Below are 15,751 nucleotides of genomic sequence, written 5' to 3' on the forward strand. Positions count from 1 at the left end.
GCCAAAGTGGTATCTAACGGGACACAAACGGGGAATCTGGAAGGAATTTTGAGGAGGCTTTAAGGCCAAAGGGACATGTCCGAAAACGGCTAGTCAGAAGCCTGCTGCGGCGTATCATTTCCCTCATGAACCGCGAAACCACCCCTCTTGCCGACAACGACTGCTACCTCGCACTGAAGGCGCGGGACGCCCGTTTTGACGGCAGCTTTTTCACCGGCGTGACCTCCACCGGCATCTACTGCCGCCCGGTCTGCAGCGTGAAGACGCCAAAGCGCGAGAACTGCCGTTTCTTCCACCATGCGGCGCAGGCCGAGAACGCGGGCTTTCGCCCCTGCCTGCGCTGCCGGCCCGAGCTGGCGCCGCACTCAGTGGTGTGGTCAATACAGGATGCGTCCTACATCCTGGCGCACCAGGCGGCCCGCCTGCTGGACGAACCCGAGGTGTGGGCTGAAGAAGGCCCGTCTGTAGAAAAACTGGCCGCCAGGCTGGGCGTGAGCGACCGCCACGTGCGGCGGATTTTCGAAGCACAGTTCGGCGTCTCGCCCATGCAATACCTGCAGACACACAGGCTGCACACCGCCAAACAATTGCTGGCCGACACCAACCTGCCCATTACGCAGATTGCGCTGATCAGCGGCTTTGCCAGTGTGCGGCGCTTTAACGCGGCTTTTGTGGAGCACTACAAACTCAACCCCACGCAGCTTCGGCGCCAGGGCCCGGCGCGGGTCGGCGAGGTGGGCGAAGGCGTTATCGTGCGGCTGGGCTACCGCCCACCCTATGACGTGCAGGCCATGCTGGCCTTCTTCAGCAAGCGCTGCATCAGTGCCATTGAATTCATTGCCGCAGACGCCGCGCAGCCCGCTCTGGGCAGGACCTTCAGCATCGAGTCCGGCGGCAAGCTACATGCCGGCTGGCTGCTGGCAAGCTTTGACGAAAGCCGTTCTCAGCTGGTGCTGCGCGTCAGCGATTCGCTGCGCGAAGTGTTGCCGCTGGTCATACGCCGCGTGCGCACTACCTTTGACCTGGACGCCGATCCGGCCACCATCAACAACGTGCTGCACGATAGTTTCCCCGAAGGCGACGGCCTGCGAGTGCCAGGCGCGCTGGATGGCTACGAGCTGTCGGTGCGCGCCGTGCTGGGCCAGCAGATCACCGTGGCCGCCGCACGCACGCTGGCGCAGCGCATGGTCGACCATTTTGGCGAACCCGTGGAAACACCGTGGCCACAGCTGACGCGCCTCTTTCCCGCGCCGGCCGTGCTGGCCGCAGCCAGCGGAGACGCACTCGGGCAACTGGGCATCGTCAGGCAGCGCCAGGCTGCCATCGTGGGAATTGCGCAGGCAGTGGCAGGCAAGCGGCTGCAACTGCACAGCGGCGCCGACGTCAACACGACGGTGACCGCGCTGAAAGCGCTGCCTGGCATCGGCGACTGGACGGCGCAATACATCGCCATGCGGGCACTGCGCTGGCCCGACGCCTTTCCGGCGGGCGACGTGGCACTGCACAAGGCGCTGGGTGTGCAGAAAAAAAAGAACCCGGCACGGGAGGCCGAGCTGGCCTCGGATGCCTGGAAACCTTGGCGCAGCTACGCGGTGATACGCGCCTGGAGCGGCACGCTGGAGCGCCCAGGCTGACGGCGCAACAGCGACAACATGCCGATTCATGCGTTCGGGGAATGAATGTGGCACCTCGATTTCATTGGACGGTCCAGCGCCTTGGCGCGAACATCGCCGGTGAATGATCGAGCCACTCTTTGCCCGCGAAAGAGACAAGTCAGCTTAAGCCGCCTATTCAGGCCCGGAAAAGACCTGATAAGGCAGAAACTCGAAACCATTCAAAGGTGAACAAGATGAAATTCGACAACTCCATCGTCCAGACGACCTTCCACAGCCCCTTGGGGGAAATGATCATTGCCGCGACCGACAAAGGCCTGGCCGGCACCTGGTTTGCCGGCCAGCGGCACCTGCCGCCGCAACTCGTGAAACCTTATGTGTGGCGCGAAGACCCGAACCACCCGGTGCTCAAGCAGACCATCCAGCAACTCACGGAATACTATGCCGGCACGCGCACGGTGTTTGACCTGCCGCTGGACCTGGGTCACGGAACGGCCTTCCAGCAGTCGGTGTGGCAGGCGCTGCTGGCCATACCTCAAGGCGGCACCCTCAGCTACGGCCAGGTGAGCCAGCGCATTGGCAAACCCGACGCAGTGCGCGCCGTGGGCGCTGCGGTCGGGCGTAACCCGGTCAGCGTGATCGTGCCCTGCCACCGGGTGCTGGGCTCCGACGGTTCGCTCACGGGCTATGCCGGCGGCCTGCACCGCAAAACCGCCTTGCTTAAACTCGAAGGCGCACTTCAGGAGAACACGCTGTGAGTTCCAGCCCTTCCGGTATCGTCGCGCCCCTGGGCGCAGCACTCGCCAAGCCCAAAAACTGGGTCGCCGATTTTGTGATGCTGGCCGCCATCTGGGGCTCATCCTTTCTCTTCATGCGCATCAGCACGGTGGAGTTTGGCCCACTGCCGACGGCCGCCGTGCGCGTGGGCATTGCGGCGCTGTTCCTGTTGCCCATCGTGTGGCTGCGCGGCCTGTTGCCTGACCTGAAGAAAAACTGGAAGCGGATTTTTTTCATCGGCGTGCTGAATTCAGGCATCCCGTTTGCGTGCTTTTCGTTTGCGCTGCTGTCCATCACCACGGGCCTGTCGGCCATTCTCAACGCTACCGTGCCCATGTTCGGCGCACTGATCGCCTGGCTGTGGCTCAAGGACAAACCCAATGCCTCGCGCATCCTGGGCCTCTTCGTGGGTTTTGCCGGCGTCGCCATGCTGGCCTGGGACAAAGCCACCTTCAAACCCGATGCCTCGGGTGTGGCACCCGGCTGGGCCGTGCTGGCCTGCCTGTTTGCCTGCCTCTGCTACGGCATCTCAGCCAGCTATACCAAACGCTACCTCTCGGGCATGCCGCCGCTGGTGACGGCGGCCGGCAGCCAGATAGGCGCAACCCTCGGCCTGGCCCTGCCCGCTGCCTGGCTGTGGCCGGCGCAGATGCCGGGCTCGCACGCCTGGCTGGCGCTGCTGGCCGTGGGTGTGGTCTGCACCGGGCTGGCCTATATCCTGTTTTTTCGCCTGATCGAAAACGCGGGCCCGCCGCGCGCTCTGTCGGTCACCTTCCTGGTGCCGGTGTTTGCGGTAATCTACGGCGTAATCTTCCTCGGTGAGCATGTGACCGCCTGGATGGTGATCTGCGCCTTGGTGATTGTGCTTGGCACCGCGCTGTCGACCGGCTTGCTCAAGCTGGGCCGCAAAGGCCCGACGCAAGGATGACTTCAGCCCGCAAGACCAAGCTCAAGCTGACCGCGCCCAAGCCGCGCAACCCTCTGGTGGCGCCGGCGTCGCAGCGCAAGGCCGGCTCGCACCGCAAATCCGAGGCGAGCCTGCGCAAAAAGGAAAAGATGGCGCTGAAGAAGCAGTTGCTTCGGATTTAGAAACCGGCGCGCCGGGGTACGGGCGTCAGACGGGCGTTGCGGCCGCTTATTGCAGCGCCCCTGCCACCACATTGATGCTGAGCGCCAGGATCACCATATTGAAACCGAACGACAGCACGCTATGCACCAACGTGAGACGGCGCATTTCGCGCGAGGTGACCTGCACGTCGGATACCTGCGAGGTCATGCCCACGACATGGGCGTAATACAAAAAATCAAAATAATCCGGATCCAGCCCACCGGGAAAACACAGGCCAGGCCCATCGGGCTCCCCAAGTTTTTCTTCGTGGTAATAGCGATGGGCATAGCGAAACGCATAAATCGTCTGCATGAAAAGCCAGGAAGCGGCCAGCGCCGCGACTGACAGCACGATGTGCAGCGTGCGTTCCATGCCCGACAGGTTTTTGGCCTGCTGCATCATCAACGTAATTGCCGCGACGCAGGCCATGGTGGCCAGCAGCATCAGTAAAAACAGCACCACACTGGGTTCGTCCTGAGCCTGCGCGCGTTCCCGCGTTCGTTTGGCGTCGAAGCGCACGCACAGCCACCAGGCCAGCCACAGGTAAACGCCGACTCCGGCACACCAGCCCAGCAGGCCGCAAAACTGCCAGCCCAGGGGCAGCGGCAGCGCCGCCACAATCAGCCCCGCCACCAGACCCAGGGTGAGCCGCTGCGGGCCCGTGGTTTCGGAGAAATGTTTGCGCATGGCTGCATTGTGAGGCCAGCGGCATCCCGGCCTCAAGGGGGAGATGAGGCCCCCATGGTCCGCCGGTACCACTCGTGGAAATGCTGCATGCCGTCTTCCAGCGGCGACTGGTAGGGCCCGGTGTCCGAGACGCCGCGCGCCAGCAGCGCGCGCCGGCCCGCATCCATGCGCTCACCGATCTCGTCGTCTTCCCTGGCAGTTTCCATGTAGGCGGCGCGATGCGCTTCGATGAACTCCCGCTCGAAGGCGGCGATCTCTTCGGGGTAGTAAAACTCCACCACGTTGACCGTGTCCTGCGGTCCCTTGGGGTAGAGCGTGGACAGCACCAGCACGTGCGGGTACAGCTCGATCATGTGGGTCGGAAAGTAGGTCACCCACACTGCTCCGAAATCAGGCGGCGTGCCGGTGCGGTAGTTCAGCAGGCGGTCATGCCAGATGCTGTAAATGTCCGAGCCCGGTTCGTTCAGCGACTCGTGCACGCCGACACGTTGCATGCTGTACCAGTTGGCAAACTCCCAGCTGAGGTCGTCACAACTGACGAAGCTGCCCAAACCCGGGTGAAACGGGGCGACATGGTAGTCCTCCAGGTAGACCTCAATGAAGGTCTTCCAGTTGTAGTTGCACTGATGAACCTCCACGTGGTCAAGCACAAAGTCCGAGAAATCGAACTCTGGCCGTTTGAACAGCGGCGCCATATCCTGGGCCGGGTCGCGCGGGCCTTCGAACAGCTGGCCGTGACAGTTTCGCAAGGGAAAACGCTGCAGGTTCTTGCAGGGTTTTTGCTCGAACTGCGGCGCGCCCAGCAACTCGCCGCTACTGTTATACGTCCAGCGGTGCAGCGGGCAGACGATGTTCCCGCCCGCCGCCGCCAGGTTTCCTTTCGGGTTTGCGGGCCCGCTCACGTCGCCGGTTTCACCGCCCAGGATCAGCGCCTGCCGGTGCCGGCAGACGTTGGACAACAGCTCCACGCCCTGCGGGCTGCGCACCAGTACGCGGCCACCGCCTTCCTGCGCGAGCCGGTGCCAGTCGCCGACCTGCGGCACGGCTTTTTCATGGCCGAGGTAGCGGGCGGACTGGTTGAAGATCAAGGCCTGCTCACGCGCGAACAAGGCTTCGTCGAAATACGCGCCTACGGGCAGCTGCGGATCGGCCGGCATGACATGCACCAGGCGTGCGATATCGTTCATGGAACTCTCCAGGGCGTGGCGAAGCACACCGGCCTTGAGAAGGGCACAGCCGCATCGCGGAATCAATGGCCCGGACTACGAAGGATCGGCCAGCAATCGGGCGATACGCTTGTCGAACGGGAGCTTGGGGCAGGTGCTGCATTTCTCGCCGTCATGGCGGCGAAAGTAGTGGCAGCACACCTTGCGGTCGAGGGCGAGCGCGGGCGTCCCGTCACGCGCCCGGTAGGCAAAAAAGCCGCAACCGCCGCTGATGCCCAGCTGCGCCAGCCATTCCTCACCTACCGCGGCGACCTCGCTATCGGCCAGAACTGACCGGCTGCGATGCACCAGCAGCAGCGCGCCCAGCACACACTCGGCCTGCAGCCGGTCGGCGGCGCGTGCATGCAGGGCCACCAACGGCATGAGTGCCGCGCGCGTCAATTGGCACAGGTCGCGCAGCTCGCCTGCTGCCAGGCGGATGCGTGAAGGCAGCGCCCCGGCCTTCATGGGCGCGTGCACCGGCAATTGAAAACCGCTGGGAAACCCGTCCACCACGGGTTGTGCCAGGCCGGCCAGCCGCGGGACATGCGTATCAAGATGCGCGGCGATCACGCTCAAGTAGACCGGCTGCCAGATCGCCAGGCCCCAACAACGCAGTGCCACATAGTGCGCGCCGGCTTCGGGGTAGGCCTCTGCCCAGTGCCGGCACAGCGCCCGCAACGGGCCCGGCCTGGGCGCTGCGTCGTGGCCATGACGCAGTGCGCTGGGCAGCGGCGCATTGCCCTGCTCGCCGCGCAGCGAGGGTGCGATGCGCCCGGCCAGTTGCAACACGCGGGCGAGGTCAGCGTTGGGCGCGGACGCCCACGCCTGCAACGGAGCGCCGTCGCGCACCGTGTCCTCCGCCCGCATGTCAAAGCTCATGCAACGCTTTCCACAACCGGTTCTGCCTCGGCCCGGTGCGCGGCGCGGCGGCGGAGCCCGGCAATCGGGTTCACGAGATTGCCGGCCATCTTCAGGCTGGAAGCGGGGTCGGCCAGGTTGACCATCTGCACGTTGTTGCCGAGTTGCAGGCGGTTCAGGCAGGAATGCAGGAACTCGGGCACGAACATGTCATAGTGCGCGAACTTTGCGGCCATCTCGGGGTGGGCATCCTGGTAATCGGATACGCAGTCGGCCACCGATTGCCAGAAGTCTCCCTCGCTGCAGCAGGCGTTTTCCACCAGCACCTGGTTGATGTGGCGCAGCACGCCGTCGAACACGTCGATAAAGATGCCCAGCAGTTTGAAGTGGTCGGGCACATCGACCGCCAGGCGATTGACGCGCTCCGGTAGCAGCGCCTTCGCTTCGATATTGAGGATGGCGCATTCCTCGGCGATGTCTTTCATGATGGCGCGCACCGGCACATGCTTGTCGAGCACCAGGATCAGGTTCTCGCCATGCGGCATGAAGGTCAGGTCGTGCTTGTAGAAGCAATGCAGCAGCGGCGTGAGGTAAGACGCCAGATAGCTTTTCAGCCAGGCCATTGTGCTCAGGCCGGAACGGCGGATCAGTTCAGGCAGCAGCGCGTGGCCGTCCTTGTCGACATGCAGCAGCGCGGCCATGGTCATCAAGCGTTCGCCCGGTTTGAGCAAGGGCAGCGGGCTCTCGCGCCACAGCGCCGAGAACATCTTCTTGTAAGGGGTGTCGACCGGTATCGCGGCTTCGTAATAGTGGTTGCGAAAGCCGATTGACGCGACCTCTCGCAGGATGGTGAAGCCGTTCGCGCGCAGGAAGGCATCGCCCGACACCAGGTCCTTGATGAACTCATTGATAGCCGGCGTGCCCGACATGTAATAGGGCGACAGGCCGCGCATGAAGCCCATGTTCAGGATGGACAGGGAGGTCTTCACATAGCGCTTGCTGCGGTCGCTGGTGTTGAAGAAGGTGCGGATCGACTGCTGGGCGATGTAGGTGTCGCGGCCGTAGGCCAGGCAGATGATCTTGCGCTGGGCCACATAACCAGCGAAGGCGATCGACAGCTTGTTGAACCACTGCCACGGGTGAGCCGGCATGAAGTTGTAGTCGGCCGGACTCACGCCAAGTGCCGCCACTTCGCGGTTAAAGCCGTCCACGGTTTCTTGCCCCAGCTCTTCAGCCAGCAACTGCTCGTAGCTGAGCGTGGAGATGCTGGAGAAAGCCGCGTGGTCTTTGTGCACGGCCAGCCAGATGACGCGAATCTCCGAGCCGGCCTCAGGCGCGTAGGCCTGGTAATCGGCCGCGGTGAAACCCAGCCGTCCGTTGTTGGCGACAAACCCCGGATGGCCTTCGGTCATGGCGACTTCGATGGTCTGGAAGTCGGTGGCGTCAGCCAGCTGGGCGCTGCTGGGTGCGTCTGCCTTCATGCGCTTGTAGGCGCTGCCGAAGAGCGTGCTGCTGATCTCGTCGAGGTAGATGGGCAGCAGCTCATCACGTATGCCCAGACGCTGGCGGCATTCGATGATGAACTGCAGCGCGTCCAGCGGCTGGTCTGTGCCGTTCACCAGCTTGCAGATGGATTCCGGTTTGATGTACCAATGACGCAGCGCCAGGCGTTGTGCTTCGAACTGATAGCACACGACGCCGTCGTCCGAGCACACCTGGTACAACGCGAAGCCACCCTTCCCTGCACGCAGTTGCTCCGGTTCGATGATGATCTCATGGGCATATTCGGCAATGGCTTTGCGCAACAGCAGGCGGTTGGCCTGAGCCCAGACCTCCGGCGTCAGGTGGACGGCGAACCGGGCCGGGTCGTGCGCGATCTGGTGGGCGATGGTGACGTTCATGAATGGACTTCCTCTAGGGTGGCGGCCGTAGCCTGTTCAAAATCCCGCCGTGTGCAAAAGGCGAGGCTGGCGATCTTCTCGGGGAAGATCACATCACGGTCGTAGGCAAAGCCCGCCGACCGGTTCAAGGCATGGACCTTGTGATTGGTGGCATCAGGCTCCACGACGATGCGCTGCGCACCCAGGTGGGCGAACATGAAGCGCATCAGCGCATGGAACACGGTGCGCGAATAACCGGCGATGCGCCGCTCAGGCGGCCCGATAAAAATGTGCATGCCCAGGTCGCCGCGCCGCACCGTGTAGAAGGCCTTGATGCGGTCCTGCGCGGGGTCGTAGCACTCCGCCAGGAAGGCTGGCTGGCCTTCGTACCAGCCGATGTAGGGCGTGGCGCCGCCGGAATCCATCATGCGCTGGTAGGCCTCACGAACTTCGTCCTCGGTCTTGTCCTGCATCAGCCAGAAGGCCGCACGCTCTTGCGTAAACCAGCGGTGCAAAGTCGGGATGTCCTCCGGTATCCGCAGCGGGCGGAACACAAAACCGGCCTCGTCGCGATAGGGCTTTTGCACTGCATCGGCGCGGCGATGGATCGTGTCAGTATCAATTGGCATGGGCGGGCTCCTTTAGAGAGGCGGGATGGGCTGACTTGTCGCCTTCCTCCAAATGCCCGGCGCTGGGCACTTTGAGAATCAGGCGGTCCAGCAGCGCTGTAAGGACAAAGCCGCCGGCTGCCAGCAGGAATGGCACATGCAGCCCGTAGCGATTGACAATCGCGCCCGCCGCAAACGAGGACAGCAGCACGCCCATGTTCTGGAAGAAATTGGTGATGCTGTAGTCCTGCGCATAGCGCTGCGGCGTTGATAGGCGGAACAGGTTGACCTCCAGCTTGACGATGATCTGGAAGAAGGCCCAGCCGTACAGCACACGCCCCAGCACGACCAGAAAGGGATCGGGTGCCGCATGCAGCAGCAACCCGACCGCACCCAGCATCAGATTGCCCACCGTGTGGTCGGGCAGGTCCCCACCGCGCGCCCGTATCCAGGCATGAAGCCGCAACGCGACGATGGCCACCACGCCCGGTATAGCGAAGGCCATGCCCGACAGCAGCTCGCTGTCGTTGCCAGTGATCTTCTGCCAGTACAGCGCGAAGAAGGGACGGATCAGGTAGGCGCTGAAGTCGAACATCAGCATCACCAGCGCCAGCCTCAGGATGGGCAGGCGGGCCAGCAGCCCAACGCGGCGCGCTTCGGTGGCTTCGGCCATTGCCTGCTCACCGGTGTTGACGCGAATGATCTTTCCGCTGCGGATCAGGTAAAAGCAGACGGCCATCTGGAAATAGTCGCCGGCCGCCATGGCAAAAATGCTGGCGCGCGGCCCCCAGGTCTGCAGCACAAAGCCGCCCACCACCGCGCCGAAGATGGCGCCGAAGTGCACCACCACCGACAGAATGCCAATGGTTGCCGCGTGCTGCTCTTTAGGGGTCAGGCGCATCATGTACGGGTACATCAGCAGGTAGCTGCTCTTGCACATGAACATCAGCATCGACAGCACCCAGTAGATCTCCACAGTGGGCGCCCAGTCGCTCAGCAGGCTGAAAGTGCCGGCGGCAAACTGCGTGTAAACGAGCAAGTGCAGCGGTTCGACGCGGCGTGCTACGCGCGCCCACAGCGGCAGGGTGCACATCACGGCGATGGAAATAGCCGCCACGTAGGCGCCCACATGCACGGGGCTGTCGATGCCGTAGCGGGCGCTGAAAAACTGCGGGTAGAAGGGAATCAGGATGGCGTCGCTGATGACGGCCAGCACCGTCATCGTGATGATGTGGAATCTGAGGTTCATGTTGGTTGTGCGCCTCAGGCCTCAGAGCAGGACAAAGTCCGCAGTGGCCGGAATGGTGAAATCCTGGATCGCGACGCGTCGCTCTATCTTGTAGTGCTCCACGCCCGTGAGTTCGCGCAGGATGTAGGAGTTGCGGTAGCAGCTCATGCCCAGGTCCTGGTTGGTCATGCCATGGGTGTGCTGGCCGGCGTTTTGCACGAATATCTCGTTGCCGTTGAAATCGGCGGCGTAATTGCGCGCGAGGCGATAGCGGCCTTGTTCGTCCCAGCGCAGGCGGTGGCGGATGCCGTCAACGAAAGGCGGGATGTTTTCGCGGTAACCCGTGGCAAAGACCAGCCCCTCGCTGCGGTGCGCATAACGTGCGTCGCAGTCAAGCTGACGGAATTCGATCTCGTAGCTGTCGCTTCCGGCGTCGTAGCGGCACCCCTGCAACTCGCAATTGGTAATGAGGTGCGTGCGCAGTGGCCCCTGCTTTCGCCTGTCGTCCAGCAGGTCGTAAATCTGGTTTATCAGGCTGGCGTTGACACCCTTGTACAGGCTGTCCTGCGCACGGACGATGCGCTCCTTCTTCCCATCGGCCAGGTTGTAGAAGTAGTCGATGTAGTCGGGAGAGAACATCTCCAGCGTGAGCTTGGTGGTCTCCATCTGGAAGAAGCGCGAAGAGCGGGTGATCCAGGTCAGGCTGTAGTCGTGCCCATCGGCGTCCTTGAGCAGGTCGTGGTAGACCTCAGCCGCGCTCTGGCCGCTGCCAACGATGGTGATGGAGTGCTTCTTCTGCAGCTCGGCCTTGCGGGTGATGTAGTCGGCGGTGTGCAGGTAGCGATGCCCGCCCGGCGCGCAACATTGTGGGAAACGGGGCTTGGAGCCAACGCCCAGCACCAGTTTGCGGCAGCGCATGACAAAAGACTCGCGCTGCGGGCCTTGCACACCGGTCACGACATAGCAGCCGTTCTCGATGTCGTGGACGATCTCCTGCACGTCGTACTCGAAGCGCGCGTTGGACAGGCGCGCCGCTGCCCAGCGGCAGTAGGCGTTGTACTCAGCCCGCGTCAGGTAGAAGCTCTCGCGGAAGTAGTACGAATAGATTTTCCCTTCTTCCTTGCAGTAGTTGAGAAAGCTGAAGCAGCTGGTGGGGTCCGCCAGGCTCACCAGGTCGGCCAGGAAGGGGTTTTGCAGTGTGGTGTTGTCAATCAGCATCCCGGGGTGCCAGTTGAATTCCGCATTGCGCTCCAGAAAAACCGCGTTCACCTCGGTGATCGGCTCCGCCAGACAGGCCAGACTCAGATTGAAGGGTCCAAGCCCGATCGCAATAAAGTCATAGACATCATTTTTCATTGCACTGAACTCCCTGATTTCTGGTGCGCCATCCGGCGGCGCATGGTGATCAAAAGAATGCCCGCCGCTGGCTACAGCACCGGGCCGCGTTCCTACCACTGATACGTCAGGGTCGCGTTGACGCTGCGCGCGTCGCCCCAGTAGCAGTACTGCTGGCTCAGGCACGACGCCACATAGGTCTTGTCGAGGAGGTTATTGACGCTCAGGCGAAGGTTGGCGCCCTTGAGCGACGGATTCAGCTGGGCCAGATCAACGCGCAGCATCAGGTCCACCAGCGTGTAGGGCGGCACCTTCATGCTGTTGGCGTTGTCGACCCAGCTCGAGCCCACATGGCGCACGCCCGCACCCATGGTGTAGCCCTGTGCGAAGTTCCAGTCGCCCCAGACCGAGGCCATATGGCGCGGCGCCTGGTACGGCGTGTTGCCGGTGAAGCCGTCCGACGATTCGGTGAACTTCATGTCGGTATAGGTGTAGCTTGCCAGCACCGAGACCTTGCGGCTCAGCTGCGAACGGGCCTCCAGTTCCAGGCCGCGCGAGCGCACCTTCCCGGTAGGTTCAAAGTAGGTGGCGCCTACCGGGCGTGTGGCGACATTTTTCTGCGACAGGTCGTACACCGCCGCCGACAGCAAGGTGTTGGAGTCCTTAGGCTGGTAGCGGATGCCGACTTCCAGCTGTTTGGTCTCCGCGGGCGGCAGGTTGTTGCCTTGCCGGTCATTGCGCAGGCTGGGATTAAAGCCGTCCGAATAGCCCACATAGGGCGCAACGCCGTTGTCAAACAGATAGACAACGCCGGCCCGCCTGGTGAATTTGGAGCCGCTCCACTGCGCCGGATTTCCCAAACCATACTGGTTGGAGGCCTTGGCCCAGTCCATGCGGCCGCCCAGCGTGAACCGCCAGCGGTCCAGCTCGGTCTGGTTTTGCAGGTAGAGGCCGGTCTGCTCCAGCTTGCGGTCGATCGGGTCGCTGGTCACGCCGGTCAGGCCCGGGGCGCCGTAACTCGGGTTGAACACATTGATGGGCAGCGCGCTGCCCGACTCCCAGTTCCCGCTGACGCGGCGCTTCTGGTAGTCCAGCCCGGCCAGCAGGGTGTGCTTGAGCGCGCCCGTCTGGAAGTGGCCTTCAAGCTGGTTGTCGATGGTGTTGCCGCGTGTCGATTCATTGGCGCCGGAATAGTAGCGCGTCAACTCACTGGAGCTGGCCCAGCCGTAGCCGTAGATCTGGCGCAGCGTGGTGTCTGCCGTCACGTGGCGGAAGTTCTGCCGGAACTTCCACGCATCGTTAAAGGCATGCTCGAACTGGTAGCCGAGGAAGCGTTGCTTGCGCTGGTATTTCTCCACGCTCGGATCGCCGTCAAAGAAGTAGCGCGAAATCAGGCGGCCGTTGTGATTGGCATTGAGGCTGGCGTCCGCCGGAACCCCGCTGTGATAGCTGCCCTCCGGGTCATCCTGGAGATAAGCCTGCAGCAACAGGCGCGTGTCGTTTGACGGGTGGATCGCCAGGGATGCAGAAATCGCCTGGCGCTCTTCCTTGACCGTGCTGAACTGGGAATCGAGCGAGCGCGTCAGTGCCGTCAGGCGAAAGGCCATCACACCGTCTTTGTCGATGGGCCCCGAAAGATCGACAGCCGCTTCCCGGCGGTTGCGGTTGCCGATGGTGAGCTGCACTTCCCGGTAAGGCTGGAACTGCGGTGTCATGCTGGTCAGCGCCACCAGGCCGCCCGGCGACGCCCTCCCGTACAGCACAGACGCCGGGCCTCGCACCACGTCAATGCGCTCCAGGAAATAAGGATCCACCTGCATCGAGGTGTAGCTGCCCTGGTCGCTCAACATGCGCAGCCCGTCAAGCAGGGTGCTGTCTACGCTGCTGTCCTTGAAGCCGCGCAGCGCCACGTAGTCATAGCGGTTGGACGCGCCCACCAGCCCTGTGAAGGCACCGGGCGAGTAATTCAAGGCCTCGGAAACGCTGCGCGGTTTCTGGTCTTCCAGCTGCTGCTTGGTCACCACCGAGATCGACTGCGGCGTCTCGATGATGGGCGTGTCGATCTTGGAACCCGAGGCACTGCGCTTGGCGACGTAGCCATTGCCGCCGCTGGTGGCCGTTTCCTGCTCCGCGCCGGCCGTCACGGTCACCAGCGGCAATGTTGCCGCGCCCGATGACGTTGAAGCAGGCTTGACCACAAACACATTGCCGTCTATGGCCGCCGCCAGGCCGCTGCCGGCCAGCAACTGGTCCAGCGCCTGCTGCGGCGTCAACCGGCCCGATACCGCGGGCGCCGTCTTGCCAGCCACCAGAGCGGGCTGGACCATCAACTCCAGCCCGGCTTGCTGCGCCAGGTCGTTCAGCGCCTGGGCCAGGGGCTGCACCGCGATGCTGATCTGTACCGGTATGGCGGCACGCGCGCTGCCGGAAGTTTGGGAATAAGCCACCGTACTTCCGAGGGCCAAAGCCAGGGCCAACGGGGGCAGGTGGAAGCGGGAACGAGGCATGCGTGCAATCTCCGGGAGAAGGTTTAAATAAGAATCCTTCTCATGTAGACGCGTGGGTTCCGGGAAACCCTAGGTCAGGCGCAAAGTTTTTTTGTGTCCTGATGTCAGCCCCGTCCAGGCTAATGACTAATGACCGGCGGCGACGATCTCGGCCTCGTCGCCCTGCTCGCGCAGCCGCACCGGCAAGACCTGCGGCAGGATGCGGGCGAAGTTGCCCGGCCGCCGCGGGTCGAACGTGCCCGTCACACGCAGTGCGGCCACGGCCGGCTCCCGCACCGTCAGATGCACCGGGCCGTAACGCTCGAATTCGGCCAGCGCCTGGTTCAGAGGCGTGTTGTCAAAACTGACACGGCTTTCACGCCAGGGCGCAATCCCGGCTGCGGGCACGACAGACACCGCACCCAGCAATCCCGACATGTCGCTCGCGATCTGCTGGCCAGCGACCAGTTCGATCGCCGCATCGGTAGCGGACCGTTCGGCGCGCGCCACGCGCACACGCCCTTCTTCCACCGCAACCTGCACACCTGTACCGCCGGGCACACCGGGCGTGTAGCGCACAGAAAACCGCGTGCCGACCACCGTGATGCGCAAAGGCCCGGCCAGTACATCGAAAGGACGCGCCGGGTCACCCCTGACCTGGAACACTGCCTGTCCCTGCGGCAGGCGCACTTCACGGCGCTCACGGTACAGCGTCACGTCGGCGGTGGTAAGGGTGTCCAGCCTCAGGCGGCTGCCTTCCGGCAAGACCACCTCCAGCTGCTGGCCTCGCGTGGTGGCAAAACTCTGCTCGAACACTGGTTGCTGCTGCCAGAGGCTCCAGGCCATATAGCCGCCGCAGGAAACCATCAACGCCACGGCGGCCGGCGCGCCCTGCGGCACCCAGGCAGACAGCCCCTGCCACCAGGCGCGCCGGCGCGGCGGGTTACGCGCGGCAGCAGCCTTGTCATCGGCAAGGTTCTGCCTCAACGTGCGCAAGCCGTTTGCCGGTAGCGCGTCGAGCAAACGCCAGTCACGCTGGTGGCGCGCAAAGGCCACGCCGTGGGCGCTGTCTGCCGCCAGCCAGGCCTGGAAGGCAGCCTCGTCCGCCGCCCCAAACTGCCCGCCGGTACGCCGCACGAACCAGTCCAGCGCCGCTTCGTCGGGCTCTGTGGACGGTGCGGCTGGCGGGTGGGCTGGCGGCGGGGTGTTCATGGTGTGCTTATCGGCTCTTGGATGTAGACGCACGGACAAGCCGAAACCCTATGCCGGGAAAGCAAGAATACAAATAAAAATTCATTCGAAAGCCGGAAGTCATTCGCGGGCGGGTTTTCTTCGTCGGAGCACCGGGGTAGAGATGGGGGTAGAAGCAGGGCCGGCAGCGGCGGGCGCCCCGTCGAGCGTGTCTTTGCAGCGCCTGCAGGCGTCCATGGCCAGCTTGATGTGCTGCTCGACCATCTTGCGCGAGATGCCCATCTGCTCCGCCACCTCCGCATGCGGCAGACCGTCAAACTTGTGCAGGATAAAAGCCTCGCGGCAGCGCAAAGGCAGGGCATCAATCGTGGCCAGCAGCGCATTCACCCCCTGCGCGGAAGACGCCGCCGCATCGGGCTCGCAGGCCTGCGGCGCCGCGAGGCTCTCGAGCTCGGCGGCCGAGGCCTCGGCATCGGGATGCAGCGCCTCGCCCCGCACCTCGCTGCGGCGATGCTGGTCGATCTGCAGGTTACGCGCCGTGCGATACAGCAGCGCCCGCGGTTCCGGCACTGCCTGCCCCGAATGCTGCACCGCCAGGACGCGCGCATAGCTCTCCTGCACGACATCGGCCGCGGCATCGCGGTTTCGCACCGTGCGGGAACAGAAGTTCAGCAGTTCTTGGTAATAGCGCTCAAGCACAGGTCGGTCATTGCCATGGAGGTGACGGATCCCTTCAAGCGGCAGACGAGATGTGGCGGTGGCTGACCAGGCG

14 protein-coding genes are annotated in these 15,751 nt (G+C 63.5%); 4 read left to right on the top strand and 10 right to left on the bottom strand.

The window, feature by feature from the left end:
* Positions 1-125: 125 nt before the first annotated feature.
* The 4 genes from AC1D11_RS10560 (at position 126) to AC1D11_RS10575 (ending at position 3,479) form a co-directional block, all read left to right on the top strand.
* A complete protein-coding gene (locus tag AC1D11_RS10560; RefSeq protein WP_477646408.1) occupies positions 126-1,634 on the top strand; it encodes a DNA-3-methyladenine glycosylase 2 family protein in 1,509 nt (502 codons plus the stop codon).
* 215 nt (positions 1,635-1,849) lie between these two features.
* On the top strand, positions 1,850-2,371 hold the full coding sequence (locus AC1D11_RS10565; RefSeq protein ID WP_477646409.1) for a methylated-DNA--[protein]-cysteine S-methyltransferase: 522 nt from the start codon (positions 1,850-1,852) through the stop codon (positions 2,369-2,371).
* Complete coding sequence (locus AC1D11_RS10570; RefSeq protein ID WP_477646410.1) at positions 2,368-3,318, top strand: DMT family transporter; 951 nt, start codon at positions 2,368-2,370, stop codon at positions 3,316-3,318. Before AC1D11_RS10565 ends, AC1D11_RS10570 begins: the two co-directional genes overlap by 4 nt.
* Positions 3,315-3,479, top strand: coding sequence for a hypothetical protein (locus tag AC1D11_RS10575; RefSeq protein ID WP_477646411.1), 165 nt, complete (start codon positions 3,315-3,317; stop codon positions 3,477-3,479). Before AC1D11_RS10570 ends, AC1D11_RS10575 begins: the two co-directional genes overlap by 4 nt.
* Positions 3,480-3,525: 46 nt before the next feature.
* Here AC1D11_RS10575 and AC1D11_RS10580 read toward each other — a convergent pair whose 3' ends face one another.
* From AC1D11_RS10580 to AC1D11_RS10625, 10 genes are all read right to left on the bottom strand, one after another.
* Positions 3,526-4,185 (bottom strand): DUF1345 domain-containing protein, encoded by a 660-nt coding sequence (locus tag AC1D11_RS10580; RefSeq protein ID WP_477646412.1) that lies wholly within the window; start codon positions 4,183-4,185, stop codon positions 3,526-3,528.
* 32 nt (positions 4,186-4,217) lie between these two features.
* Positions 4,218-5,372: an aromatic ring-hydroxylating oxygenase subunit alpha gene (locus tag AC1D11_RS10585; protein ID WP_477646413.1), complete on the bottom strand. Its 1,155-nt coding sequence runs from the start codon at positions 5,370-5,372 to the stop codon at positions 4,218-4,220.
* Positions 5,373-5,447: 75 nt separating this feature from the next.
* Positions 5,448-6,272 (bottom strand): siderophore ferric iron reductase, encoded by an 825-nt coding sequence (locus AC1D11_RS10590; protein WP_477646414.1) that lies wholly within the window; start codon positions 6,270-6,272, stop codon positions 5,448-5,450.
* Positions 6,269-8,152, bottom strand: coding sequence for an IucA/IucC family protein (locus AC1D11_RS10595; protein ID WP_477646415.1), 1,884 nt, complete (start codon positions 8,150-8,152; stop codon positions 6,269-6,271). Before AC1D11_RS10595 ends, AC1D11_RS10590 begins: the two co-directional genes overlap by 4 nt.
* Positions 8,149-8,760: a GNAT family N-acetyltransferase gene (locus AC1D11_RS10600; RefSeq protein WP_477646416.1), complete on the bottom strand. Its 612-nt coding sequence runs from the start codon at positions 8,758-8,760 to the stop codon at positions 8,149-8,151. The genes AC1D11_RS10595 and AC1D11_RS10600 overlap by 4 nt, the downstream gene beginning before the upstream one ends.
* Positions 8,750-9,988, bottom strand: a complete 1,239-nt coding sequence (locus AC1D11_RS10605; protein WP_477646417.1) for an MFS transporter — start codon at positions 9,986-9,988, stop codon at positions 8,750-8,752. Before AC1D11_RS10605 ends, AC1D11_RS10600 begins: the two co-directional genes overlap by 11 nt.
* Before the next feature lie 21 nt (positions 9,989-10,009).
* The gene (locus AC1D11_RS10610; RefSeq protein ID WP_477646418.1) at positions 10,010-11,323 is read right to left on the bottom strand and encodes a lysine N(6)-hydroxylase/L-ornithine N(5)-oxygenase family protein; all 1,314 of its coding nucleotides are present in this window, start codon (positions 11,321-11,323) and stop codon (positions 10,010-10,012) included.
* A 92-nt stretch (positions 11,324-11,415) separates the two neighbouring features.
* The gene (locus AC1D11_RS10615; RefSeq protein WP_477646419.1) at positions 11,416-13,809 is read right to left on the bottom strand and encodes a TonB-dependent siderophore receptor; all 2,394 of its coding nucleotides are present in this window, start codon (positions 13,807-13,809) and stop codon (positions 11,416-11,418) included.
* A gap of 126 nt (positions 13,810-13,935) precedes the next feature.
* Complete coding sequence (locus AC1D11_RS10620; protein ID WP_477646420.1) at positions 13,936-15,000, bottom strand: FecR family protein; 1,065 nt, start codon at positions 14,998-15,000, stop codon at positions 13,936-13,938.
* 99 nt (positions 15,001-15,099) lie between these two features.
* On the bottom strand, positions 15,100-15,678 hold the full coding sequence (locus AC1D11_RS10625) for a sigma-70 family RNA polymerase sigma factor (RefSeq protein WP_477646421.1): 579 nt from the start codon (positions 15,676-15,678) through the stop codon (positions 15,100-15,102).
* Positions 15,679-15,751: the final 73 nt, after the last annotated feature.

Source organism: Polaromonas sp. P1_E11 (genome assembly GCF_056405995.1).